This window comes from Gordonia lacunae (assembly GCF_002149015.1).
Taxonomy (GTDB): Bacteria; Actinomycetota; Actinomycetes; order Mycobacteriales; family Mycobacteriaceae; genus Gordonia; species Gordonia lacunae.
Genome location: NZ_NGFO01000040.1, coordinates 1 through 25941, shown reverse-complemented (window position 1 = coordinate 25941; position 25941 = coordinate 1). Strand labels below are relative to the sequence as shown.

At 67.0% G+C, this 25941-nt stretch carries 22 protein-coding genes and 1 pseudogene; 12 read left to right on the top strand and 11 right to left on the bottom strand.

The genetic code is table 11. The annotated features are described in order from the left end of the window. Positions 1-99: 99 nt before the first annotated feature. From CA982_RS23425 to CA982_RS23405, 4 genes are all read left to right on the top strand, one after another. The gene (locus tag CA982_RS23425) at positions 100-840 is read left to right on the top strand and encodes a cyclase family protein (protein WP_341865043.1); all 741 of its coding nucleotides are present in this window, start codon (positions 100-102) and stop codon (positions 838-840) included. A gap of 10 nt (positions 841-850) precedes the next feature. Beyond that, entirely contained in the window at positions 851-1849 is a 999-nt protein-coding gene (locus CA982_RS23420; protein ID WP_086537533.1) for a fumarylacetoacetate hydrolase family protein, read from the top strand. Positions 1850-2063: 214 nt separating this feature from the next. Continuing rightward, the gene (locus CA982_RS23415; protein WP_086537532.1) at positions 2064-2510 is read left to right on the top strand and encodes a carboxymuconolactone decarboxylase family protein; all 447 of its coding nucleotides are present in this window, start codon (positions 2064-2066) and stop codon (positions 2508-2510) included. 439 nt (positions 2511-2949) lie between these two features. After that, the gene (locus CA982_RS23405) at positions 2950-3420 is read left to right on the top strand and encodes a hypothetical protein (protein WP_086537531.1); all 471 of its coding nucleotides are present in this window, start codon (positions 2950-2952) and stop codon (positions 3418-3420) included. Between the two features lie 335 nt (positions 3421-3755). Here CA982_RS23405 and CA982_RS23400 read toward each other — a convergent pair whose 3' ends face one another. The 7 genes from CA982_RS23400 to CA982_RS23365 form a co-directional block, all read right to left on the bottom strand. Beyond that, positions 3756-4178, bottom strand: a complete 423-nt coding sequence (locus CA982_RS23400) for a PLD nuclease N-terminal domain-containing protein (RefSeq protein WP_244176458.1) — start codon at positions 4176-4178, stop codon at positions 3756-3758. Positions 4179-5051: 873 nt separating this feature from the next. After that, positions 5052-5492 (bottom strand): hypothetical protein, encoded by a 441-nt coding sequence (locus CA982_RS23390; protein ID WP_086537529.1) that lies wholly within the window; start codon positions 5490-5492, stop codon positions 5052-5054. A 397-nt stretch (positions 5493-5889) separates the two neighbouring features. After that, positions 5890-6399: a hypothetical protein gene (locus tag CA982_RS23385; protein WP_144066100.1), complete on the bottom strand. Its 510-nt coding sequence runs from the start codon at positions 6397-6399 to the stop codon at positions 5890-5892. A gap of 738 nt (positions 6400-7137) precedes the next feature. After that, complete coding sequence (locus CA982_RS23380) at positions 7138-8661, bottom strand: acyl-CoA synthetase (protein ID WP_086537527.1); 1524 nt, start codon at positions 8659-8661, stop codon at positions 7138-7140. Between the two features lie 49 nt (positions 8662-8710). After that, positions 8711-9343: an LGFP repeat-containing protein gene (locus CA982_RS23375; RefSeq protein ID WP_244176456.1), complete on the bottom strand. Its 633-nt coding sequence runs from the start codon at positions 9341-9343 to the stop codon at positions 8711-8713. 62 nt (positions 9344-9405) lie between these two features. Beyond that, positions 9406-11157 carry a DUF6777 domain-containing protein gene (locus CA982_RS23370; protein WP_086537526.1) on the bottom strand — a complete coding sequence of 584 codons (1752 nt, stop codon included), beginning with the start codon at positions 11155-11157 and terminating at the stop codon, positions 9406-9408. A 243-nt stretch (positions 11158-11400) separates the two neighbouring features. Then, positions 11401-12879 carry a flavin-containing monooxygenase gene (locus CA982_RS23365; protein ID WP_086537525.1) on the bottom strand — a complete coding sequence of 493 codons (1479 nt, stop codon included), beginning with the start codon at positions 12877-12879 and terminating at the stop codon, positions 11401-11403. 135 nt (positions 12880-13014) lie between these two features. On the opposite strand from CA982_RS23365, the gene CA982_RS23360 reads away from it, so the two are divergent. Then, the gene (locus CA982_RS23360) at positions 13015-15255 is read left to right on the top strand and encodes a molybdopterin-containing oxidoreductase family protein (RefSeq protein WP_086537524.1); all 2241 of its coding nucleotides are present in this window, start codon (positions 13015-13017) and stop codon (positions 15253-15255) included. Positions 15256-15336: 81 nt separating this feature from the next. Here the strand turns inward: CA982_RS23360 and CA982_RS23355 are convergent, their stop codons facing one another. Next, a complete protein-coding gene (locus CA982_RS23355; RefSeq protein ID WP_208618078.1) occupies positions 15337-16005 on the bottom strand; it encodes a fasciclin domain-containing protein in 669 nt (222 codons plus the stop codon). 139 nt (positions 16006-16144) lie between these two features. Further along, complete coding sequence (locus CA982_RS23350; protein ID WP_086537523.1) at positions 16145-16726, bottom strand: DinB family protein; 582 nt, start codon at positions 16724-16726, stop codon at positions 16145-16147. Between the two features lie 233 nt (positions 16727-16959). On the opposite strand from CA982_RS23350, the gene CA982_RS23345 reads away from it, so the two are divergent. Continuing rightward, a complete protein-coding gene (locus CA982_RS23345; protein ID WP_086537522.1) occupies positions 16960-17610 on the top strand; it encodes a pyridoxamine 5'-phosphate oxidase family protein in 651 nt (216 codons plus the stop codon). 216 nt (positions 17611-17826) lie between these two features. Here CA982_RS23345 and CA982_RS23340 read toward each other — a convergent pair whose 3' ends face one another. Next, a complete protein-coding gene (locus tag CA982_RS23340) occupies positions 17827-19404 on the bottom strand; it encodes an AMP-binding protein (RefSeq protein ID WP_086537521.1) in 1578 nt (525 codons plus the stop codon). 95 nt (positions 19405-19499) lie between these two features. Between CA982_RS23340 and CA982_RS23335 the strand changes: the two genes are divergently transcribed. Both CA982_RS23335 and CA982_RS23330 read left to right on the top strand, forming a co-directional pair. Next, a complete protein-coding gene (locus CA982_RS23335) occupies positions 19500-20303 on the top strand; it encodes a helix-turn-helix transcriptional regulator (protein ID WP_086537520.1) in 804 nt (267 codons plus the stop codon). A gap of 240 nt (positions 20304-20543) precedes the next feature. Then, positions 20544-21423, top strand: a pseudogene (locus CA982_RS23330) (DUF5995 family protein). 238 nt (positions 21424-21661) lie between these two features. Here CA982_RS23330 and CA982_RS23325 read toward each other — a convergent pair. Further along, entirely contained in the window at positions 21662-21937 is a 276-nt protein-coding gene (locus tag CA982_RS23325) for a DUF7218 family protein (RefSeq protein WP_086537519.1), read from the bottom strand. A 353-nt stretch (positions 21938-22290) separates the two neighbouring features. Here CA982_RS23325 and CA982_RS23320 point away from each other — a divergent pair, with 353 nt between their 5' ends. The 4 genes from CA982_RS23320 (at position 22291) to CA982_RS23305 (ending at position 25581) form a co-directional block, all read left to right on the top strand. Next, complete coding sequence (locus CA982_RS23320) at positions 22291-23379, top strand: S-(hydroxymethyl)mycothiol dehydrogenase (RefSeq protein ID WP_055477178.1); 1089 nt, start codon at positions 22291-22293, stop codon at positions 23377-23379. Continuing rightward, the gene (locus CA982_RS23315; RefSeq protein ID WP_086537518.1) at positions 23376-24008 is read left to right on the top strand and encodes an MBL fold metallo-hydrolase; all 633 of its coding nucleotides are present in this window, start codon (positions 23376-23378) and stop codon (positions 24006-24008) included. The genes CA982_RS23320 and CA982_RS23315 overlap by 4 nt, the downstream gene beginning before the upstream one ends. Positions 24009-24265: 257 nt before the next feature. Next, entirely contained in the window at positions 24266-24925 is a 660-nt protein-coding gene (locus tag CA982_RS23310; RefSeq protein WP_244176454.1) for a TetR/AcrR family transcriptional regulator, read from the top strand. After that, complete coding sequence (locus CA982_RS23305; RefSeq protein ID WP_086537517.1) at positions 24922-25581, top strand: enoyl-CoA hydratase-related protein; 660 nt, start codon at positions 24922-24924, stop codon at positions 25579-25581. The genes CA982_RS23310 and CA982_RS23305 overlap by 4 nt, the downstream gene beginning before the upstream one ends. The last annotated feature ends 360 nt before the right edge of the window (positions 25582-25941 follow it).

The window sequence follows — 25941 nt, the reverse complement described above, 5'->3', positions numbered from 1 at the left end:
CAGCTGGTTCGCACCGGCGAAACGATCTCACTTTCCCTCCCATTCGACACCGCCGGCCCGCAGAACGGGTGGCGTGGACGGACCAACCCGATCCGGACGATGCTGACTTCTGGTCTCGACCACGAGCACGGTGACCAGGGATTCCCGCATGGACTCGGCGGGGCAGACGATGTCGTGTTCATGCCGCTGCAGGCCGCGACACAGTGGGACGGTCTCGGCCACATCTTCGACCACGGCATGGCATGGAACGGTCGGCGTGCAAGCGAGGTCGTGACCAGTGACGGTGACGGCGTAACGGGTATCGAGACGGCCGCAGACCGGTTCGTCGGACGAGGCGTGTTACTCGACGTCGGGCGTGCGCTGGTGCAGAGCACAGAGCTGACGGACGGATATGCCATCAGCCCAGACGATCTCGACAAGACCTTGCGCAAACAAGCCGTCGAGGTCGGTTGCGGAGACTTTCTACTGATCAGGACCGGGCAGCTCACTCGGGCCCGTCGCGGCGTGGCCGGTGGCCACGGCTGGGGCCAGTATGCCGGTGGCCCTGCGCCGGGCCTGTCGTTCGCCACTATCGACTGGCTCCGTGACCGCGACGTCGCGGCGGTGGCGACTGACACCTGGGGAGTAGAAGTGCGCCCCAACGAGTTCGACGACGCCTTCCAACCCTTTCACCAGGTGGTGATACCTCACCTGGGGCTGTTTCTCGGCGAGCTCTGGGATCTCGATGGTCTCGCCGATGCCTGTGCGACCGACGGTCGGTACGAGTTCATGCTCTGCGCTGCGCCGATACCGTTCACCGGCGCGGTTGGATCGCCGGTGAACCCGATCGCCATCCGATGAACGGAGTGTCATGAAGTTCGCCACATGGACGAAGCCGGATGGGCGTGTCGAGTCGGGAGTCGTGAGCGACGACGGTCTGCACGCCTTCTCCGACGGGATGACAGTGTTGGACGCGGTGAAACTGGGTGTCGCCGAGGCTATAACACTCGGCACGCAGACGGCCTCGACCTCGCGACCCGTACCGATCGCCGATGTCCGACTCCGCCCACCCCTTGTCCCTCCGGCGGTGCGCGACTTCGCGGCCTTCGAGGAGCACGTACTCGGTGCGCTGCAGTCGGTCACAAACCGCACTGAGGTTCCCCCGGAGTGGTATGAGGCGCCAGCGTTCTACTTCACCAACCCTCATGCACTGATCGGTGCGTTCGACGACGTCCCGGTGCCGCCCGGGTGCGAGGTCCTCGACTTCGAACTGGAGGTCGCGGCAGTGGTCACGGGCACGGGGGCGTCCGTGAGCACGGACGCGGCGGCCGAGCTGCTGTTCGGATACACGATCTTCAATGACTGGTCCGCAAGGGACATACAAGCCCGTGAGATGGTGGTGGGTCTCGGTCCGACGAAGAGCAAGGACTCCTCGTCCACGCTGGGCCCATGGCTCGTCACGCGAGACGAACTGGAACACCGCCTCGACGATGCCGGGTTCCTTGCGTTGGAGTGCTCGGTCTCCGTCAACGGTGATCCGATCGGCGCCGACCTCTTGTCGAACATGGCGTGGACGTTTCCGGAACTCGTCGCTCACGCCTCGCGGGGCACGGTTGTGCGATCAGGCGACGTCCTCGGCTCCGGCACGTGTGGAAACGGGGGTTCCCTGGCCGAGTTGTGGGGAGTGCGGGGTGACGACGCGCTGCCGCCGCTGGCAATCGGTGACATCGTCGAGATGACGGTCGAGGGCCTCGGGACGATCCGCAACCGCGTGGTGCCAGGGCCCGCAAATACCGCTGCTCCGCCGGCAAGACGTCGCATTCCACCGCTACCGCGGAAACACGCAGAACGACAGCAGACTCGGACATGATGTCTTGTTTCCAGAACTCTGACATGCGGTGCTGGGTGAGAATCTTATCGGATGAGTTCGAATCAGCTGGGTCACAACACTTCTTGAGACAGACCAGGTTGAGGCGGCCAAGGCGAGCCGGGTCAAGCTCTACGGCCAGATGGTCGATGCACGCGTACTCGCGAAGCCAGAACAGATCATTGAGCTGGTCGACGCTACACAGGAAGGCCCCCCGATGACACCGGCCGAACACACGCCCCCCAACGGTTCGGGCGATACGCACAGCGAACACACCGCGGCCAAGTCCGCCGCATACGAACAGGGGCTCCGTATCCGGCGTTCTGTGATGGGCGACGACTTCGTGAGCCGAGCGTTGGCCCGCACCGCGGGTACGCAGTCCGAGATGATCCAAGACTTCGTCACCGAACATGTATGGGGTGCGCAGTGGTCACGCCCCGCCCTGGATCGCCGTAGCCGCAGTCTGCTCACCATCGGGATACTCGTCGCCCTGCGTGCCCATGAAGAGCTTTCTGGTCACGTAAGCGCGGCGATAACCAATGGTCTGACGCCTGCAGAGATCACCGAGGCCATCGTCCACAGCGTCGGATATTGCGGCGCGCCAGCGGCATTGTCCGCGATGCGGGTCGTCCAAGCCAGTTTCGACGCTGACAACCCCGACTAGTTGCACCAGCCCGCGTGTCGGATGACGCCTCACCTGAGACTAGTGGCAGATAGCGAGGACTCGGGACTGCTGCACGGTAGGTGACAGTTGGGGTTGTGCCGCGGTGGCGGCGGTGTTGGTGAGTGCTTCGAACTCCACGGGCGTCAACCGGCCGAGGCGGGCCTGCCGACGGCGCCGATTGTAGGTCCGTTCCGGTCGGCTAAGTCTGAGCGTGGCGCACACCGACGCGCAGACGTTCGGCAACAGCCTGCGCATGTTCAGTTGAAAGCTGTTGTGCGGCTGGTCGTACCACGCTCGTTTACCACCTCGATCAGAAGCTGAGCATGTTCTTCTCATCATGAATGACCGGGGCGAGATGACGACGGGCTCACCCGCTGACTCTCACAGGCACTTCTCACCGGGTACAGAACTTCGCTCGAATTCTGCGACAGTTGCAGGCATGAACTCTGGACAACTGTTGGTGAGTGCGAGAATCGTCGGCCACGTCATGTGGTGGGTGTTTGTGGTCTCAGCTCTGTTTGCCGGCGGTATCACCTGGTGGAGTCCGTATGAGTCACTTGGTGCGCCGTTCGGCGGGTGGGCGATCGGTTCAGGCTCGGGTTTCATTGCCTTCTCTCCCGGTCCGCAATGGTGGCAGGACCCAGCGGTCTACGCGCCCGTAGCGTTCGTTCTGGTCGTGGTCGCTGCGGTCGTCGATGCCGTCGCGGCGCGGGGCCTCATCGCCGGCATCGTGACCGTCGCTGTTCCTTTCATTGCGTTGGGCTTCTTCGTGCTGGCTACACCGGGCGGAATCGATGGGGTGTTCCTACACAGCGCTGTCTATCTGGTGCTGGTTCTCGTCGGTGTGGCGATCCGTGAGGTGTGGATGCGTGCCGGCGCGCCCAGGGTGATTGCCTGGCAGCAAGCTTGACGTTCAGCGAGAGGACTTGGCCTGCTCGGCCTCCATCACCGGTTCGGGTTGCCGGCCGTCTCCGCCGCCGTCGGCGTCTTCCGTGACCGACACCTTGGACAGGCCGCCGTCGAATGAGCGAAGCAGTACCCATCGAGCGACACCGAAGAGCGCGACCGCGGCGATGACGGCGGTGGTCGCGCCGAGTACCTACAACGCCTTGGTCTTGGTACGCCCTCGTCGACTGTGGCACAAGCCGTTACCGACCATGCTCACGTGCGGATCGCGCCTCGGAGTCAGCAACGCGGCGCATACCGCTGGCTCGAAACGGCGGTCATGGCCCGCGACCACGGCTGTCAGGTGTGGCGGCGTCGGCGCTGCATTTCCGCCTCGCGGCGCTGCTCCTCCGCGCGCTGGCGGCACTGACGCAAGAACTCGGCATCAGCGGCCGGGTCCTGCGGCACAAACCGGCCTGGCCGGTCATACTCCGGAAACTCCGACACCACCGCCCGCGACGGAAGACGCTCACCCCGATCACGTCTGGCTCTGCGCGCACGGCGTGCCCGGGGACGGCCGAAGATCAACCACACCACCGTTCCGACGATCGGCACCGCGATCACTATCAGCAGCCATCCCCACCGCGGGAACAGCCGCACGCCGGTGTCGTCGCGGCACAACACATCGATCAGCCCGACCACCCACGCCAACAGGCTCAGACCGGCCAGGACCGCGGAATAGGGCAGAGCCGGACTGCCGATCAACATCAGATCCGACAACACCGCGCATCCACCGCCTTCACCCGAACTGGCACCAATCTCCGCGCATGATCTCACAGGTGAAACAGTTGGAGTGCAAAGTAGCGAGACCGGGAAGTCGCGATCGGTCGATACACCGACATCTCCCCGGTCTGCGGCCGCATCCTCGAGGTCCCCGGGTCGGGCGGGGCCATCAGGCCCACGAATTGCCCGCTATCCGGCGGCCCTCCTCTCGCCGCGGGCTGGCTGGTGACGGGGGCCGTTACTTCGCTGTTCGACGACGCCGCACGATAGCCGCACACCACCAGAGCCCTCCGAGGGTCAACCCGGCGGTAAGGACTATCAGCCCTGACGGCACACCCGCTGTGGCGCGAGTCCACCAGCTGATCTCGGTGACCGGCGTAGAAGCGTCTGGGGGCCGCGGTGGCCCGTAGGTGCGGTGCAGAGTCTCGCGCATTTCAGTAGCCGACTGCGCATTCGGACCTTCGCACAACCCGCTCTCCCACGCCCGTCCGACTTTGTCGCTCTCGGAAACAAAGAGCAAGTACTCGCGACCCACTTCGTAGCTCACTCCGCACGAGGCACCGTTGGAGGCTGTGCCCACAGTGGTGAGCGCCCCGATCTCGCCCTTGTAAACCTCGACCACGGCGAACTCATAGATGTCATCGGACCCCGCCGGCACCTTGTCGGTTGCCCGCGCGAGGAATACCGCATCTGCCTTCTTCGCAGCTTCTGCGGTGGTGTATCCGACACAACTACATGCGCGCGCTGACCCCGCCGTACTCACCGAGAGCATCGCCGCCCCCAGCAGGACGCACACTGCAAGGGCACTCAACCGCGCCACCGCACCGCCGGTCACCGGACTCACCATCTACCCCTTGGGAATCGTCGAAACCCCTATCGGACAAGGCATCCGGGTCCGATGGGGGTGCCGGGACGGACAGTGATCGTGCGGATGGGACCACCTGCAGAGGTCTGGTAGGCGGTCAGCCTGTGTTTGCCTGGTCTGGTAGGTGTCCACAGCGCGAAACTACGGTCAGCGAGCACCGGGGAGACGTAGATCTGCTTGCGTGCGTAGAAATCATCTTGGGGAAAGAGGTACGACCCTCCGCTGAGGTCGTAGAACGAGACCGGCAGATCGCGCGAGGTGTTCTGCTTGCCGTCCTTCGTGGTCGCGACGAGCGCGTAAGTGCATCCGGTCCCGTATCCAGCGCTCGGTCCCAGCGGCAGGATGTCGATTCGTGCAACGTCGGCGCGGGCAGCGCCCGCCGACCACGACGCAACGGCTACACACACAGACACAGCGAGCGCAGCGATCCGGGCACGGGGCGAGTTCATACCCGCACATCGTCACCACGCGCCAGTTCGTTAACTCCCCGCGGTCGGCATTGGGCACATAGAGACGCATCCCGCCGACCTCTGAAGCTGATCATTGGAACATGAACCGACGCCGCGTCCGAGTGTCAGTGCAGCGTCGTGATCTCGTCGAGCTGCGGACTGTGGTGTGTCGCCAAAGCCGCCGGACACAGCGCTGAGCGGGGACGGTGGGCGCAGCACCTGAAGAGAGTAGGTGTTGCGGCTGCTCGCGGCCACGATGTGATCGGCCGCCTCCGTGTCGCTCTGTTGGCCGATCCGCACGATGGGGTGACGATCGCCGCGCGTGCTTTCACCAGTCTTATACGGTCCGATAGATCGGAATAGAGCACTACTGGTTCGTGATGTTGGTGGTTGCTGGCTAGGGGAGCAGTAGCGGGCTGGGTGGGGGTAGTGGGCAGATGCTGCCTGTGCACCTGGGTGTGGGCGCGGTGTCGATGCTGAAGGTCAGCGGTCCGTCGGTGGGTGCGTAGAGCCCGTTGTTGCCGAACGTGGGGCCGTCCCATGTGCTGCATTGCCAGTAGACGGCGTAGCTTCCGTCGGGTATCTGGTGGGTGTAGGCGTGATTCCCAGGCTTGCTGTGCACCACGGACTCCTCCGCAGGCACGATGGCGGTGGAGTTGGCCGACCAGGGTGAGGCCGGTGTGGGGTCGGCGGCTCGATGAATCGAGTAGCGGCAGACCATCTGTTCGCCGGAGTTCGGTCGGAAAGTGATGGAGACGGTGTCGTTGCCGCGTGTCGTTGTCGCGGTCGCGGCGGTGGTGTGCGGTTCGGGATCTGCGTGAGCTGGCGCCGCCGCGGCGGCCACCGCGCCGGCCACAGCGAGTGCGGCGAGCGTGGCTGTAGATGCTGTGGGTAGGTGTCGAAACATCGGTGGGGCCTTTCAGTCGGGACGGATCGATCTGTGACCGTCGTCTGTGTGCGCGAGCTCGATGCATGCCTTGGCGGGACGGGTTCGATAGGAGAATGCGTGGCGGTGTGCCGCCCTGTTGGTGAGGCCGCCGGCGCCGTCATCGGGCGCGAGGGAGGCGCCGCCACACCGGCGAACACCACCACGCACGACAGTCGCATCAGGCACAACCCTTCACCGAAATTCCACAACGCGAGGGCATCGCGCCGCATGACCAGTAACCATACATATTGACTGTAGTTGTACTACATCGAATATGTGACGACATTGTGGGAGGTCGTTCCGGTGATCTGCGTCGTGTGGCTGCCGACGGCACCACCGGTTGTGGGTCAGTGTCGGCGTAGGAGTGCCTTGGCATTCGCCGCAGGACTTGTGATCGGCGGCGACGCGCACCTTGTGCGCACGGTGTTCAGTGCGTAGCGCGCGGAGATGTCGAGGACGTCCGTGAGGATGAACGCGGCGCGATCTCCCGTCGAGTTCGACTGTCGACGCATCGTCGTTGTAGTCCGCGTAGTTGTTCACGACGGCACCACCGCGCCTGGTGGTGTTGTTGCCACGTCTGGAATCGAGCCCCGGGGGCGAGGTGACCGCAGCGGGCGCACAGCGGATTCTCGGCCCGCTAGGCGCACATCGCTATTGCCGCGATAATGGCTGCAGCGCAACGATTCTGACGATTCCAGATCCGTCGTGCCGCCGCCGTCACTGCGAGCGCAGTTCCCGCTTGAGCAGTTTGCCACTCTGGTTGCGGGGGAGTTCGTCGACGAATCGCACCTTCTTAGGCACCTTGAATGGCGCGATCCGGGACCGGACGTGCTCGATCAGTTCCTGCTCGGTCACCGACCGGCCGTCCCGCACCACGACGACCGCGGTGATGGCCTCGATCCACTTCTCGTCCGGCTCGCCGATGACGGCCACCTCCGACACCGCCTCGTGGGTGTAGATCGTGTCCTCGACCTCGCGCGAGGCGACCAGGATGCCGCCGGTGTTGATCACGTCCTTGATGCGGTCCACCACGGTGACGAAGCCCTCGGCATCGCGGGTGACGAGGTCGCCGGAGTGGAACCAGCCGTCCCGGAACGCTTCCTCGGTGGCCGCGGGGTTCTCCCAGTACCCGCGGCAGAGTTGCGGCGAACGATAGAGGATCTCACCGGGGACACCGGGCTCGACGTCGTTCCCGTCGGCATCGACGACGCGCGTCTCGACGAAGAACACCGGTCGGCCGCACGACGATGGTCGATCCTCATGTTCTTCCGGGCGCAGAACCGTTGCGAGGGGCCCGATCTCGGATTGTCCGAAGCAGTTGTAGAACTGCATGCCGGGGAACTGGCCGCGGAGCCGGTTGAGCACGGTCACCGGCATGATCGACGCGCCGTACTGCGCCTTGCGCAACGAGGACAGATCGCTGGTGGCGAGGTCGGGATGATTGGCGAGCGGAACCCACACGGTCGGGGCGAGGAACAGCGAGCCGATGCGATCGGCCTCGACGCGACGCAGGATCTCCGGGATGTCCGGGGTCGCCATGAGCCGGACGGTCGCGCCAACGGAGAGGTACGGCAGCATGAAGACGTGCATGCCGGCCGAGTGGTAGAGCGGCATGGCGATGAGCGGGTTGTCGTCGGCGGTGAAGTCCAGCGCGATCACCGACGAGACGTACTCGCTGATCAGTGCGGCGTGGGACATCATGGCGCCCTTGGGCTTCGACGTCGTCCCCGAGGTGTACAGCAGTTGTGCGAGGTCGTCACCAGAGGAACGGGGATCGAACGCGGCCGCCGGTTCGGCGGAGGCCGACGCGAGCAGCGAGTCGTCGGCGTCGCGCAACGGGACGACCGCCTCGACGTCGGCGAGATCGCCGCGGATCTCCTCGATTCGTTCGGACAGCGCCGGGTCGACGAGGACGGCGCGTGCGCCCGACTGCACCACGAGATAGCGGAGCTCGTCACCCCGCAGCGCGTAGTTGATCGGGACGTGGATGAGTCCGGCGCGGCAGCATGCCAGGAAGCCGATGACGTAGGCATCCGAGTTCGTACCGTAGGCCGCGACCCGGTCCCCCTGGTCCAGGCCGTGGGCGAGCAGGCCGGTGGCGGCAGCGGTCACCGCGTCGTCGAGTTGCCGGTAGGTGTAGTCGCGGTCATCGAAGACCAGCGCGGTGCGGTCGGGATGCCGTGCCGCGGACCTGCGCAGGATCCCGTCGATGCTGTTGGTTGAAGAAGGTCGCGGAGCCATGCCGACGACAATACTTGGACGTCCTAGTGACCCGCGTCGGTTCTGCGGATCAGGGCCAGAAGATGGTGCCGTTCAGGAAGTCCTGCGCGAACCGGCCGCCGGTCCGGTACTCCCCGCCGAGCGGGACCCCGAAGTACCCGCCCGCACCGCCGGTGTCCTCCCACTTCTGTCGGATCTGGCCCCAGACGATCTGTGCGCCACCGGTCTTGGACCACGTGACGACACCGCCCTGGAAGTCGTTGCTCCGCCCGCTGCCCGACCGGTACTCGTTGGTGACCGGGTAGCCCAGCGCGCCGCGCTCGGCCCCGGCCTTCTGCCAGCGGCTCCTGATCGCGCCGCCGACCTGATGCGCCGTGCCACCGTCGGCTGCCGGATGCCAGTAGAACGACGTGTCGCGCGAGAACGTCTGGAAACGGCCCCGTTTGGCGGCCGCGCGCTCGGGACCGGTCGGGACGCCCCACTTGAAGAAGCCGCCCGTCGATGCGTAAGCCTGCTCGATCTTCCCGCCCACCAGGTGCCCGTTGATGAGGCGATCCGCTTGTGCGCTCGGGGCGAACATCACCAGTGACGCCATCGCCGCCACGATCGCGACACTCGCCAGACGCACCCGCACGCGTCTGCGGAGGGATGCCGGGCGGAGGTCACGAGAGGGGCGTCGGGTCGACGTCGTCAGAACGGGCATGCGCGCGATGGTACGGACGTCCCAGAGCACCTGCTGTTGGACAGCTCACATCTGCGGTGCGGTCACGGTGTCCCCGCCGGTGCCTCCGGTTCGGCGGGGGCTTCGGGCGGAGGGGGGTTTCCCGTGGTCGTCGTCGTGGTCGTGTCGTCGGGGGCCCGGTCCGCCGGAGGCGCGGCGTCCGTGGAGACGTCGGGCGCCGGTGCCTCGTACGCCGGCGGTTCGGAAGCCGGGGCCGCCGGCGGCACGCCGACCCAGTTCGCCGATCGGATGGTGACCGTTCGCGACGCGCCGACCGTTGTCAGCGTCAGGGTCCACACGCCGGTGCCGGTGGTGGAGCCCGACACCGAGGGACGCTGCAGCGCGGAACCGACCACCGACCGGGTGACGCCGTCGGTGCACGAGAGCGTGACCGTACCGAGTGCCGGTGCGCCGGGAACCGTACAGCCCACCGACAACCCGGCGTCGACGAAGCTGAAACTGCCGACGACCTCTCCCGAGCCGCTGAACGAGGTCGGCGTCGTCGGCACTTCGGCCGGCTGGTCGGGCCCCGGCGCGTCGGGCACACCGGGTTCCGTGGCGGGGCCGGGGACCTCGGAACCCGGGGCCTCGTAACCGGGCTCCTCCGGAACGGGTACGTCGGAAGCCGGCACCGGTTCGTCCGGTGCCGGGGCGTCCGAGCCCGGACCCGGGGCGTCGGGGCCGGCCGAGTCCGGTCCTGCCGAGTCCGGTCCGGCCGAGTCCGTCGACGGCGCTCCTTCCGGGAGGCCGTCGTGCTCCTCGGCGCGCTTCTCCAGTGCGGGCGCGGCTACGGGATTCCCCGCTGCGAGGAGGCCGTTGCGCTCGGCGTCGTCGTCGGTGGCCGCCTCGAACGGGGTGTTCAACGCGGCCGGGGTGGGCAGAGGGCCGGACGGCGGGGGGAATCCGCTCAGATCGAGCAACCCGCCCGCCGGTTGCGAGAAGATCTGTCCGCTGCGGAAATTCAGAAGCCGGAGAACGTCACCGGCGGGCGTGCCGGCATCCGGCACCGGCGGCGCGGGAACGATGGTCGTCGACTTGCCGACCGCGGTGACGTGCTGATTGTTGTACGCGATGCGGGCGACCGACCGGCTCTTGTAGCCCTCCCAGGTCTGCCCCTCGAGTCGATACCCTCCGAGCGGGGCGGCGGCCGGTGGGGCCAGCGGATTCCCACAGGAGCACATCGCGCGTGGGACGCCGGCGGAGTCGACGTAGACCGCGGTGCCGCGTTGCAGCACCGACTGGAACGGGACGGCCCGGCCGGAGGTGTACGAGTGATTGGTGACCCAGGTGTCGGTCGTCAGCACCACCGGGGTGAGCGTGTTCAGATAGTGCGGGATGTCGACGGTGCTGATGCCATAGACGCCGGCCCAGGCGCGGGCCGCCGGCGGATCGGCGAGCAGCCGGTCGCTGAGCGCGGCGGTGTCGCAGGCCGCCGCGTCGCCGGAGCCGTACAACCCGGCGTCGGTGCCGTTCACCGCGCGGCCGCCGAGATCGGCGGCCCCCGCCGTGCCGGTGAGGGCAACGTTCGCCGGCAGGCTGCCCGCCCCGGCCACCAGGACCGGATCGGTGAACGGATCGATCCCCGGGTCGTTCGCGGCGGTCAAGGTGAGCCCGGGGACGTAGATGTCCCCGTCGCGCGCCTTGACCACGAAGACGATGCCCGCGGCGAGGATCAGCGCGAGGACGACGACGATCGCGCCGAGCACGATGCTGAGTGCGCGCCGGCTGTCGGACTGCGGCGGCACCGGGCCGTAGGGGCTCGACGGGTGGGACGGGGGACCGGGCGGATAGGTCATCTCGCAGCTCCTACTGGTCCACTCCCACTGGGTCACATGCGGGGAGTGGCGCTCCGCGGAGGCGGGGCGGATTCAGCGAGACGGCTCGCTCGCCGAGCCCAGTATCGGCGCGGCGGAGAGCGTCGAGCAAGGCTTGACCAGCATATTTACGGTGCTGAGGCGAAATCTCGACCGTTTGGACCACACCGGCGTAACGCCGCGCGCCGGGAGGCCGACACCTACTCCGGCCCGGGTGAGCGGAAGTCAGACCCGCCCGAACACCATCGAGTCCTCGACCTTGTTGATCCGATGGTCGATGGCGTCGCGGTAGTAGTTGTGCCGCACCTGCCAGTGACCCCGCGTGCCGGACTTCGGCAGCGCCTCCGGGGACCGTTCGACGTAACCCGCCTTGAGGTCCCACAGCGGCCGCGAACCCATGACCTCCGAACCGAGGTGAGGGTAGGCGTGGGTGTAGCCGTTGGTGCGCATGTACTTGACCAGGTCGGCGACGGCGCGAGCGGTCATGTCCGCGCGCAGGGTCCACGACGCGTTCGTGTAGCCGACCGACCAGGCGAGGTTCGGTACGTCCTCGATGAGGTAGCTCTTGAAGACGAATCGGTCGTGCGGTTTCACCTCCGCGCCGTCGACGCGGAGCCGGGTCCCCCCGAAGCCGAGCAGTTGCAGTCCGGTCGCGGTGACGATGATGTCGGCGTCGAGGTGACGACCCGAGGTGAGGGTCACCCCGGAGGCGTCGAACCGATCGATGTGGTCGGTGACCATCTCGACGGTGCCCTCGGTGATGTCGGCGAACAGGTCGGCGTCGGGGACCATGCACATCCGTTGGTCCCACGGGTTGTAGGTGGGATTGAAGTGGAGGTCGACCGGGTAGTCCTCGGGCAGGTTCGCCACGACGTTGCTCCGGATCAACTTGCGTCCGAGCTTCGGGAACCGATGCGTGAGGTGCACGATGGCGGCGGTCTGGGCCGCGTATCGGGTACGGATCACCTTGTGCGCGGCCTGCGGCGGCAGCAGCTTCTGCACCAGCGGGGCGAGGTACTGCTTCTGCTTGGACGAGAAGATGTACGACGGCGAGCGCTGCAGCATCGTGACGTGTTCGGCCTTCTCGGCCAGGCTCGGGATGAGACTCACCGCGGTCGCGCCGCTCCCGATCACCACGATTCGTTTGTCCCGGTAGTCGAGATCGGCGGGCCAGTGCTGCGGGTGCACGATCTGACCGGTGAAGTCGTCGGCGCCGGCGAACCGTGGCGTGTACGGATTGTCGTAGTCGTAGTAGCCGGTCGCGAAGATGACGAACCTGGCGCGGTGGGTCTCGCGGCGTCGCTCCTCGCCGACCTCGACCCCGAGCGACCAGGTGTCGGTCGCCGAATCCCAGTCGGCGGTCACGACGTGCTGACCGAACCGGATGTGTTCGGCGATGGCGAATTTGTGGGCGGTGTCCTCGATGTACTCCCGGATGTCGTCGCCGTGGGCCAACGCGCGCGGCTTGCGCCATGGCTCGAACGGGTAGCTCAGCGAGTAGATGTCGCTGTCGGAGCGCACGCCGGGGTACCGGAACAGATCCCAGGTCCCGCCCATGCGTTCGCGGCGTTCGAGGATCAGATAGTCGGCGTCGGGATTCTGCTCTTTCAGTCGATAGGCGCAGTCGATGCCGGACAGACCGGCGCCGATGATGATCACGTCGCGCACGGCTGACTGCGTGGCGTCGGTGTCGCTGTCGGTCACGGGGACCTCCTCGCTGGGGATGCCTCAGGTGCTGTCATCATGCAACACTTGTCGTCAGATGTGAACGGAATCACATCGAACCGCAGGCCGGCCCGTCTGCGGACCGTCATCGCGCGAGGTCGAGGGGACGCAACGATGCCGATGGAGAAGCACACCTATTGCCGGATCTGTGAGCCGCTGTGCGGGATGATCGCCACCGTCGACGACGACCGGCTGATCTCGCTGCGACCCGACAAGGAGCATCCGCTGTCGCGGGGTTTCGCATGCCCGAAGGGCATCGCGTTCACCGAGATCGTCAACGACCCCGATCGTCTCCGGCACCCGCTCCGGCGGCGCCCCGACGGCGAGTTCGAACAGGTCTCCTGGGACACCGCGCTGGACGAGATCGGACGCAGACTCGTCGAGGTCCACCGGGCCTCCGGCAGCGACTCGATCGGCTGGTACTTCGGCAACCCGGCGACGTTCTCGACCGGGCACGTGCTGTGGACCGCGATCTTCATGAACCTGCTCGGGACGCCGCACGTGTACTCCGCGGGATCGCAGGATGTGAACAACCGGTTCGTCGCGAGTCACTTCCTGTACGGGAACCCGTTGACCGCACCGATTCCCGACATCAACCGTGTCGATTACCTGGTGATCATCGGTGCGAATCCGGTTGTGTCGCACGGCAGCGTGATGAGTTCACCGCGGATTCGCGAGGGGCTGAACGCCATCACCGCGCGCGGTGGGTCCGTCGTCGTCGTCGATCCTCGCCACACCGAGACCGCCCGCGAATTCGACTGGCTTCCGATCACGCCCGACACCGACGCGCTGTTCCTGCTGTCCCTGTTGCATGTGCTGTTCGACGAGGACCTCGCCGACCGCGACCGGCTCCGGCGGCAGGCGCGCGGTGTGAAGGAGCTCGAGACACTCGTCGCGGCCTATGCACCGGAGACGACCGCGGACCGCACCGACATCGACCCGGAGCGGGTCCGCGAGGTCGCCCGCTCGCTCGCCCGTACGGAGCGGGCTGCGGTGTACGGCCGGGTGGGGACGTCGCTGGGTCGCACCGGCACGCTGACGACGGCGCTCCTGGACATGGTCAACCTCGTCGCGGGGAACCTGGATGTGCCGGGCGGATCGATGTTCGGCGATCTGGGGATTCCCGGGCAGCGGCTGGGTGTGACCGCGCTGCAACGGGTGTCGAGTTTCCGGTGGGCCGGACGCCGGAGTCGGGTCGGCAATCTGCCGCAGGTCCTCGGGACGGCGCCGGCGTCATTGATGGCCAAGGAGATCACCACGCCCGGCCGCGGGCAGCTGCGCGCCCTGTTCGTCAGCGCGGGCAACCCGGTGCTGTCGGTGCCGAACGGTGACGAATTACGTTCGGCGCTGGATGAACTCGACCTCATGGTGTCGCTGGACATCTACCGCAACGAGACCAACGCCCGGGCCGATTACATCCTGCCTGCCACGACGATGTACGAGCGCGAGGACTTCCTGCTCCCGTTCCAGGCGCTGTTCACCACCCCGTTCAAGCAAGCCACCGAGGCGGTGATCCCGCCGCAGGGTGACGCTCGCGAGGAGTGGACGGTCATCAACGAACTCATCGGGTTCTTGGCGCCGGAGAAGCTGTTGATCCGTTCGCTGCACGCCGGAAACAGGTTGGCGCAACGCCTCGGACGTCCGGTCACCCCGCGGGGAATCTCTGATCTGGCGATCCGGATGGGCTTGGGCGGAGACCGATTCGGTCTTCGACGCGGCGGATTGACCTACCGGCGCCTGGTCGAGGACCATCCGCACGGGGTCGTGGTCGCCGACGACCTCGCGCCCGGGCAGCTCGCGAAGAATGTCACGTACCTCGACGGCCGGATCCGGTTGGCTGCGCCGGAGCTGATGTCCGAGATCGAGCGACTGAGCGTCGACACCGACACGGGTTATCCGTTGCGGCTCATCGGGATGCGCGAGATCCGTTCGGAGAACAGCTGGCAGCACAACGCGCCGATGTTGCTTCGCGGTGGACGGTCCCACGCGGCCCGGATGCACCCCGACGATGCGACGGTGCGCGGGCTGGCCGAGGGCGACCTGGCGACGGTGGCATCCCGGCACGGCCGGATCTCGTTGCCCGTCACCATCACCGAGGACATCAAGCCCGGCGTCGTCGCGATCCCGCACGGCTGGGGACACAACGGATCCGGTGGATGGACGCAGGCGAATGCGGCTGCGGAGAATGATCTGGGTGCCGGCGGCGTGAACGTCAATGCGCTCATCTCGTCCGATCCGGCCGATCTCGAGCGACTCGCCGGGATGGCCAACATGACCGGGGTCCCGATCCAGGTGTCGGCGATGTCCGACAGTCGCGCGCGGACCGGCGACACGGTGGAGCCGGCCCGGCTCTGACCGCGAACGCCACGATCCTCACCGACGGGTCCTGTCGGTGAGGATCGTGGAAAGTGCTGTCGCGCAATGGTTACGGAGAGATCACTCGCCGGCCGGGGGCATCAGCACCGTGTCGATCAGGTACACCTGTGCGTTCGACGTGGTGACGCCGCCGCAGACGACGCCGGACTCGTTGACCTTCAGGTTGTCGCCCGAACCGGTCACGGTGACCTTCTGGCCTTCGAGCGTGGTGTGCTCGCCGACGATCTTGTCCGGGGCGGCCTGGCCCTCGACGACGTGGTAGGTCAGGATTTTGTTCAGCAGCGGGGCATCGGTCTTGAGCTGCTCGACGGTCTCCGGGGGCAGCTTCGCGAACGCGTCATCGGTCGGCGCGAACACGGTGAACTCGCCCTCGTTGAGCGTCTTCACGAGGTTCACCTCGGGATTCAGCTGACCCGAAAGTGCTTGTGTCAGCGTGGTGAGCTCGGGGTTGGTGGCCGCCGCGGTGGCGACCGGAACGCTCGACATGCCGTTGACCGATGCCGGACCCGAGGGGTTGGCCTCGGCGTATGCGGCACAACCGGGTCCGACGAGGTTGGCGGCGGGATCGGCCATCGCGCTCTCGCTCATCATTGCGCTGCTGGATTCGTTAGCCGCGCCGGTGGTTTCGCTCGAGGTGTCAGAGTCGTCGCTGGAACAGCCGGCCATCACGCCGACGGCGAGGACCAGTCCGGTCAACGCTCCTGCTACGCGGGGAACTCGCTTGATCATCGTTGATCCAATCTGTGATGCGGTGTCGACTGCGCCTGACCGGCAGCCTCACAACGTCTTCGGTGCCGGGCGATCCGCGGATTGGTCAAGGACGAGACTGATCGTGAAGCGCGCGTTGTCGGTCAGGCCGCCGAGGGTGTCACTGGGCCCAGTCCTGGTCGGCCCATCCCTCGGCCCAGTCCTGGCCTTCGGAGATGGCGCCCATGGTGGTCTGGCCGTCGAGCGCCTCACGGATGATGTCGGCGTGGCCGCAGTGGTGCGCGGTTTCCCGGATGAGATGCATGATCATGACCCGGATCGACGACCACTCGCGTTCGGGCTGCCACGGCGCGGTCGGCTGGGGGATCAGCTCGTCGAGGCTCTCGGCACCGGCGATCACGCGATCGAGCCCGAGTGCCGCACGGTCGTACTCGGCCAACCATCCGGCGATGGTCTCGTCGTCGCCCATCACGTACTCGGTCATTGCCTGGCTCATGTCGAACTCGGCGTTCTCGTCCCGCTCGGTGATGACACGGGCAGCGTTCTCCTCGCCGTGCGCGAGGTGCTTGATCAGAGCGCCGATCGTGAGGGTGCTGACCGTTGTCTGCTTCCGTGCGTCGGCGTCGGAGAGTCCGCGCGCGGTGATCTTGAGCATGTTGCGCTGATCCTGCAGCAGGGTGAGCAGATCGCGCTTCTCGCCGGTGACGTCGACGCTGAGTTCCGCGGTGGTATAGGTGCCCATGATGTGTCCTCTCGGTTGGTGTGAGGACCACGTTATGAGCGATAGAGGACAGATTCGGTCCTCGTTGTGACTGGTCGCCGATGAGCGAGCTTGCGAGCGCCTCACCCTGCTTCCTCGCGACGCGCCCTCCGCAGGCTCCGGACGCTCCGGACGCTCCTCAGGGAGCGGACGTAGCCGGGCCAGCGGCGAGCAAATCTGTTGAGCCGGGAGCCGACGCGGGCGACCATGTCCGCATGACTTCGAACGGCGGTACCCCGACTGACGCGACTTCGCCGCTCGCGTCCCTGACGCGCAAGCCTGAGCGGGCTGGCGACCGTGCGTTGCTCGATGCACTGCTCGACGAGGCGAAGGTCGGGACCCTCGCCACCGTCGTCGACGGCCTGCCGTGGTCGGTACCGATGCTCTTCGCGCGGGACGGCGACTCGATCCTGCTGCACGGGTCCACCGGGGCGGGCGCACTGCGCCATGTGGCCGCCGGTGCCCCGGTGACCTTCACGGTGTTCGTCCTGGACGGTCTCGTCATCGCCGACACCCTCTTCGACCATTCCGCGAACTACCGGTCGGCCGTCGTACGCGGAGTCCTCGACGTCGCGGACGATGCCGAGTCGGCTCTCGAGATGCTGTCGGACAAGCTCATCCCGGGACGGGTCGCCGAAGTCCGGCCGACGACCCGCAAGGAGTTGGCGGCGACCGTCGCCCTCCGGCTGCCGATCGTCGACGGTCGGTGGATCGCCAAGGCGCGGACCGGTGGGCCGGGCGGGGAGTCGACGGACTGGACCGGGGTGGTGCCCGTACGAACGACGTACGACGCCCCGCTCACCTACAGCGGGGAGACGCCGCCCGAGTCGGTGCGGGCGCTCGTGAACCCGTCGCCGGTCGACTGAGGTGACCGAGAAACCCGAGGTGACCGAGAGACCGGAGAAGCGCAACCAGCGGATAGGGGTGTGACCCGCTGGTTGCGCGTCCGGTGACCGCGTCATGGGCCGGGCGAGGTCGTCGAAGCCCGGCCGACGCGGTCGGTCTGCGCGCGGCCGGGCTCGGTGGGCCGCGCAATCGGTTCATCGCTCCCGCACGGTGGGGCCGTTACGCGCCCGCACCACTCATTTCTGGCGGAGCAGGAACCGCTGGATCTTGCCGCTGGGCGTCTTGGGCAGGGCGTCGACGAAGTGCACGGTGCGCGGGTAGGCGTGTGCGGCGAATTGTGTCTTGACCAACTGCTGGAGCTCGGCTTCGAGCGCATCGGTGCCCTCGACCCCGTCCGCGAGGACGACGAACGCTTCCAGGACCTCGCCGCGGAGCTCGTCGGGTCGGCCCACGACCGCGACGTCGACGACCGACGGGTGGGTGATCAGAACGCTCTCGACATCGAACGGGCCGATGCGGTACCCGGCCATGATGATCACGTCGTCGTCGCGTGCGGTGAAGAAGTAGCGACCCTCGTCGTCCACCCGCCCGGTGTCGCCGGTCAGGTACCACCGCCCGTCCGGTGAGAAGCGCTGCTTGGTCTTCTCCGGTGCGTCGAGATAGCCCGCGAACCACATCAGCGGGCTGGCCGGGACGTCGATGGCGATCTGGCCGTCGACGATGCCCGCGGCGAAGCCGGGCATCGGCTGCCCCATCGAACCCGGGACGAGGGTCTCGTGGACCGACTCGTGCCAGTGGTTGTTGATGAACATGCCGTGTTCGGTCTGGCCGTAGTGGTCGCGGACCTCGGTGCCGATGGCGCGGAGCGCCCAGTCGATGACGTCGGGAGTCAGGGGTTCGCCGGCCGACGACGCCCGGCGCAGCGAGAATCCGGAGATGCGCGAGTCCTTGCTGAGGGCTCGGTACACGGTCGGTGCGGCCGCGAAGTTGGTGACGCCCAGGTCGCCGAGGATCCTCGCGGTCAGTTCGGGGGTGAAGCCGGCGTGCAGCAGGAGGTTGCGTCGGCCGGCGGCCAGCGGACCGAGCACGCCGTAGTAGAGGCCATAGGCCCAACCGGGGTCGGCGGCGTTCCAGAACACGTCATCGGCGCGGACATCGAGGCCGAAGTGCATGTAGGCGACGAACGAGGCCAGCGCCTTGACCGGGACCGGGACACCCTTCGGCGCGCCGGTGGTGCCGCTCGTGAACAGCAGGATCAGGGTTCCGTCGCCGCCGACCGCGACCGACTCGGTGACCGGCTCGTGCGAGGAGATGAGTCCCTCGAACTGTTCGCCGGCGACCACCGTGGTGATCCCGTCGATGTCCGCGAGTTTGTCCGCCTGACTCGGCTCGGTGATGACGACCTTCGCGGCGCCGGCCGCCAGACGCATCTCGATCGCGGGTGTCGCGAACGCGGTGAACAGCGGGATGTAGATCGCGCCGAGTCGGGCGATCGCCAGGAGCGAGACGACGAGCTCCTCGCGCTTGCCCATGAGGACGCCCACCGTGTCGCCGCGACCGACGCCCATCTCCGCGAGCGCTGCGGCGAGTCGCTTGGACCGCTCGGCGAGCTCGCCGTATGTGATGTCGGTGGTGACCGGGTGAACACCGCCGGACTGCTGATCGTCGGTCTGCTCGACCTCGATCACGGTGAAGGCGATCGCGTCGGGATCGTGACCGTCGACGAGAAGCGCCGCGGCGTCGGCGTCGGGCGCCCCGTAGATTCCCAACCAGCGGTCGACCATGTCGACGGGGGTGGTGGTGGCCTGTGTCATCGTGAACCTCGCTCCGTACTGAGTAAGCTGAGTCACAGTGTCCTCCGTGACAGGCCCCTGGAACACCCTCTGAAGAGGGGGAGAAGTGAGGTGAGATGCCCGAGCCGCTGAGCGGGATCGTCACCGAGGCGTTGCGTCGAGTCCGCAGGTCCAGCGGGGTGCCGCTGGCTTTCGCAGGCGTCCTCAGCGGGCCGTCGAACCTGCGTCTGCAGCATTTCGCCGGCTCGACTGTCGGAGCGCTGAACGGCGTGTCGGTCGACGTCGGTCACGGGCTGGGCGGCAAGGTCGTCTCGCTGAACCGTCCGATGGTCGTCGACGACTATCTCCGCACCCCGCGCATCACCCATCGCTACAACACGATCATCGAGCGCGAGGGGTTGCGCGCCATGATGGCCGCGCCGGTGATCGTCGATCGGACTCCCGTCGCGGTGCTCTACGGCGCCCTGCATACCCCGGACCCGATCGGCGGGCGGATGCTCGACGTCCTGGCGATGGAGGCCCGCAGCGTCGAACACGAGATCGTCGCGTCCCGCGCGCGGCTCGAGCACGCTGCTCAGGACGAGGCCGAGATGCGCGACCGGATGACCGCGGCCTACGCCCGGCTCCGATCGTTGGCCGACACCGTCGACGACGCCCGGCTCGCCGACGAACTCGCCGCGATCACCGAGGTCCTGATCGCCGCGAACCCGGCGGCGCAGACGCAGGTGGATCTGACCGGGCGGGAGCAGGACGTGATCTCCCTTGCCGCACTGGGCTACTCGAATGCCCGGATCGCCGAAACCCTCGGCGTCACCGTGTACACGGTGAAGGGTTACATGAAGGATGCGATGCGCAAGCTCGGGGCGTCGTCGCGGTTGGAGGCCGTGGTCACCGCCCGCAGCGCCGGTCTGCTGCCCTGACGAAGTCGATGCTCCCTGATCCGAGAGGACCACACCCGCTGCTCCCTGAGGAGCGCCCGGAGCTTGTGGAGGGTGGCGACCGACCCGCTGCTCCCTGAGGAGCGTCCGGAGCTTGCGGAGGGTGGCGACCGATCCGTGCTCCCTGAGGAGCGTCCGGAGCTTGCGGAGGGCGCGTCACGAAGGGTCTCGCAACCCCGGTCGAAGGGTTGATCCGCGCCCGGGTGGGTATCACCGGGTCTCATGCGAGCACTCTCGGCGGCACTCCTGACCCTCGGCCTCATCGGAACACTCGTCGCCGCCCCGGCAACGTCGACAGCGGCTCCCGCCGAGACATGTGGCACCGAGCTCCGCGCCGCGGACCGTGAGCGGATCGTCGAACTCAGTTCATACGATCAGGAGTCGAAGGACCTCCCGCTCGTTCAGCTACGACGAAACGTCGCGAGGCTGTACGGGATCGTCGACATCCTCACCGACCGCCGCGACCGTCGCGGGTTGTTCGCCCTCGGACTGGCCGCAGTCGAACGCGACGCGGTGATGCCCCTGCAGAACAACCCGCGTGTCTTCCAGACCCCGCGGTGGGCCCCGGTCATCAGTCTCGAACTCCTCAACCGGTTCCTCGACGCCGTGCGAGGCGAGTTCGGCGGGGGACCGGTCGCGCCCCAGTGGCGGCACTACTTCGACATGGCCGACGATTGCGCCGTCCCCGGCCAGCGGGTCGCCATGGCAGGCTACAACTCCCACATCACCGTCGACCTCGCCTATGCGACCGCCGACGCCCGGGCCACCACGGCGAACGCGCGCGATTTCTTCTTCATCGTCGACTCCATTGCTGCCCAGGGGGATTCGATCGTCACCGCAACACTCCGGGAGTACGGGGTCGACCTCGGTCCCATCTTCCGCTTCTATTTCGTGGGAGAGGGACTCGACCGGGTCGTCGGCGCCGGCCGTGCGACCGGGCCGCTGCTGCGCCGACGTCGGCTACAACGTCCTCACCTTCCGGAACGGCCTCGCGCTCCAAGACGTCCGCGCGGCGGCGGGGGCGCGCGGCGATGTGAACGCGCTCTGGAACACCGGGGAGACCGCGCTCACGGCGTTCCAGCGCGTCGGGCTGGTCCGCTGACACCGCCCGCATTGCTCTCCGATGCGTGCGTTGCGCACCGATGAACCGTGTGGAATAACTCGGCGAGGCGAGCAGTTGTACCCCGCGACGGTGACGGATTCACTGCCCCGGGTCCCACCCTTTGCCGCTTCGAGCGGCCTGTTTGCCGAGAGGCGCACTGACCGGCACCGTCCCTTTACGCAACGAAGCCGCCGACCCCTGGGGTAGGCGGCTTCGCTGTTTCTCGAGCCGGCGGGTCTCAGTGGTCCCGGAGTTTGTCGATGAGCTCGTCCTTCTTGAGGTCCGAGTAACCCGACAGGTCGAGCTCCTTGGCGCGCTCCTTGAGTTCGTCGACCGTCCAGTCCTCATAGGAACCGGACTTGCCACCGCTCTTGCCGACGTCCGATCGCGAGCTGTTGGCCGCGGCGTTCGCTATCCGGGCGGACTTCTCCTTGGAGTTGCCCTCGTCGCGCAGCTTCTCGTAGAGCTCGTCGTCTTTGACCGAAGGTCCAGGGTCCTTCTTGTTCTCTGCCATGGTGTACCTCCTCGTGGTCGAGATGCCGTGTACGTCGCTGGGGTGCCCCGAGGTGGCCGACGTGAAACAACCGGGGTCGTTGTGGACACCGGGCGCTCGGTGTCCGCAATGGCCGAAACCGGGTCGAAGCGGCGGATCGCGAGCCTAGGGTGAGGTCCGAGCAGGCCATGGCGGCGGATCAGAACCGGTCGAAGGCTAACAGGAGTGGACAATGACTACTCCGAGTAGACCGCGGTCGGCCCTACCGATAAGGTTGTGGCGATGTGTTCCGGCGACGCCACGACGCGTTGCCGTCCTCGCGAACACACGTCGCACACGTACCCCGAACAACGCAGTTGCGGAAGGAAGAACGCATGTCGCAGACAGTCAAGGGAGTCATCTCGCGCAGCAAGAAGGCGCCGACGGAGGTCGTGGACGTGGTGATCCCGGACCCGGGTGCGCGCGATGTGGTCGTGGCGATCAAGGCGTGCGGTGTCTGCCACACCGACCTGGCCTACCGCGAGGGCGGCATCAACGACGAGTACCCGTTCCTGCTCGGCCACGAGGCCGCGGGTGTGGTCGAGTCGGTCGGTTCCGATGTCACCCACGTCGAGGTCGGCGACTTCGTCGTCCTGAACTGGCGTGCGGTGTGTGGGCAGTGTCGTGCCTGCAAGCGGGGTCGACCGTGGTACTGCTTCGACACCTTCAACGCCAGCGTGCCGATGACGCTGACCGATGGGACCGAGCTGACCCCGGCGCTGGGGATCGGCGCGTTCGCCGAGAAGACCCTGATTCACGAATTGCAGTGCACCAAGGTCAATCCCGACACCGACCCGGCTGTTGCCGGACTACTCGGCTGCGGTGTGATGGCCGGTATCGGTGCGGCGATGAACACCGGCAACGTCGGCCGTGGCGACTCGGTCGCGGTCATCGGCTGCGGCGGTGTCGGTGACGCGGCGATCGCCGGCGCTCGCCTGGCCGGTGCGACGACGATCATCGCGATCGACCGCGACGCGTCGAAGCTGGAGTGGGCGAAAGACCTCGGTGCCACCCACACCATCGACGGCTCGAAGGTCGACGACGTGATCGCCGCGGTGCAGGAACTGACCGACGGCAACGGCGCCGATGTCGTGATCGACGCGGTCGGCCGCCCGGAGACCTACAAGCAGGCCTTCTACGCCCGCGACCTCGCCGGCGTCGTCGTGCTGGTCGGTGTGCCGACCCCGGAGATGACGCTGGAGATGCCGCTGGTCGACTTCTTCTCCCGCGGTGGCGCGCTCAAGTCGTCGTGGTACGGCGACTGCCTGCCCGAACGTGACTTCCCGATGCTGATCGACCTCTACGAGCAGGGCCGTCTGCCGTTGGACAAGTTCGTCACCGAGCGCATCGGCATCGACGACGTCGAGGCCGCGTTCTCGGCGATGGAAGCCGGCAAGGTGCTGCGATCGGTGGTGGAGCTGTGAGCGGCGAGTTGCGTATCGACAACGTCGTCACCTCGGGCACGTTCAGCCTCGACGGCGGCACCTGGGACGTCGACAACAACGTGTGGCTCGTCGGCGACGACGACGAGGTGATCATCATCGACGCCGCGCACTCGGCCACGCCGATCCTCGACGGCGTCGGCAACCGCACGGTGAAGGCGATCGTGCTCACCCACGGTCACAACGACCACGTCACTGTCGCCCCGGAGCTGTCCGAGGCGACCGGCGCGCCGATCCTGCTGCACCCCGGTGACGACATGCTGTGGAACGACACCCACCCCGACGTCGCGCACCAGGACCTCGAGGACGGCCAGAGGATCGGCATCGCCGGTACCGAGCTGACGGTCATCAACACCCCGGGCCACTCACCGGGCTCGTCGGTGATCCACCTGCCCGAGGCGAAGGTGCTGTTCTCCGGCGACACCCTGTTTCAGGGCGGCCCCGGCGCAACAGGCCGCTCGTACTCGAGCTTCCCGACGATCATCGCCTCGATCACCGAGAAGATCTTCACCCTCGACCCGGAGACCAAGGTCTACACCGGCCACGGCGACGGCACGACCGTCGGCGACGAGGCCCCTCATCTCGAGGAGTGGATCAAACGGGGTAGCTGACCGGCGGTGGGCCGGCCGGCGACCCGACTCGCGATGACGAGTTCGGGTCCGCCGGTCGTCCACCGTGCGGCGGGGGTTCGGCCACCGGTTCGCAGTGAGTCGACGGCCGGCCATGTCGAGCCGGTCTGGCCCGGCTCTCGTTTTTCCCTCGATTCGCGCCTCGTCGCACGCCCGCGCAGTGCTCTGCTGGAGTCCGGCGGGTAGGCGCGTGGGGTGGCGGTTCGATTACAGAGCAAATGCTCTGTTATGGTCTGGTCGTGCCCCGACCCCGAGAACACGACCTCGAGCACCTGATGGATGCGGCTGAGGTCTTGGCAGTCGAGTCCGGCGCCGCGGCGGTGACGGTGCGTGCCCTGTCCGAACTGACCACCATGTCCAACGGCGCGATCTATCACGCGTTCGGGTCGCGCGCGGGACTCGTGGGGAGGGTGTGGTTGCGCGCCGCCGAGCAATTCCTCGCGGTGCAGCGCGACGCGGTCGATGTCGCCCTCACCGGCGGCGACGGCAGCTATGAATCCGCGGTCGAAGCCGTCGTCGCGGCTGCGGATGCGCCCGCGAGGTTCTTGCTCGAAAGGCCTGTGCGGGGTGGTTTCCTACTCACTGTCGATCGCCGAGAACTGCTCGGGTCCGATGACCTTCCCGACGACCTCGCAAGAGCGCTCCGCGGTCTCGACGGGTCGCTGGCGAGATTGTTCGTCGAGTTGTCCCAGGCGGTCTGGCAGCGCTCGGACCGTGACGCCGTGTCCGTCATCAGGGACTGTGTGGTCGAACTTCCGACTGCATTGCTACTGCGCGGCAAGCGAATTCCCGATGCCGCGATCCGCGAACGCCTTGCAGCGGCGGTCCGCGCCGTACTGTCCCTGACCCCAACTGAACCATCGCACCAGTCGACTGCTTCGCGAAAGGACCCGTCATGACTGCTTCACTGGACTACCACGACGACATCGCCGTCCTGACCATCGGCGACGACGAGAACCGGTTCTCCCCTGACTGGATCGACGCCGTCGGTTCACTCCTGGACGACGCCGAGGCGAACGCCAGAGGCCTGATCACCGTGGGCGACGGCAAGTTCTACTCGAATGGTCTGGATCTGGACTGGCTGATCGCCAACGGTGATCGAGCCGACTGGTACGTCGAGCAAGTGCAGGCCTTGTTCGCCCGGACTCTGACGTTTCCGCTTCCCACGGCCGCAGCGGTCAACGGCCACGCCTTCGGCGCCGGAGCAATGCTCGCCATCGCGCACGACTTCCGGATCATGCGTGTCGACCGCGGCTATTACTGCTTCCCGGAGGTGGACATCAACATTCCCTTCACGCCGGGGATGGCCGCCCTGATCCAAGCCAAACTCTCCCCCCGATCTGCGCTCACTGCGATGAGCACCGGCCGCCGGTACGGCGCCACCGAAGCTCTGGACGCCGGCCTGATCGACGGCACCGCGCCCGAGGGGGAGATCGTCGGGGTAGCCCTGGACACGCTGTCTCCGATCGCCGGCAAGGACCGGGCAACCCTCGGGGCCATCAAGTCGACGATGTTCGACTCGGTCACCGCAGCCTTGCGACAAGGCCGTCGATGATCTGAGTGTCGCGCCGAACCGGCCGTCGATCCCGGGCACAAGCCGCAGGGGATTCTCCCTCGGCAGGTTCAAGTGGTCGCCGCAACAGCCTGACTTGTGGAGGCTGTGGTGGCTGTTGCTGGGATACGCGTTGGGGAGGATTTGCGGGCTCGGTTTTGGAGTGAGATCGAGGCGGGGGCCTCGGTTGTAGCAGCGGCCCGATCGATCGGGGTGTCGTCGTTTACCGGCTACACGTGGATGCATTCTGCTGGGCGTTCGTTGCCCAGCGGTCGCGGTCAAGGCCGGGTCAAATCTGCTGAGGTCCACGAGCAGTTCTGGTCGGGATTACGTCGGGGACTGACTGTCGCGGGGGCAGCCAGA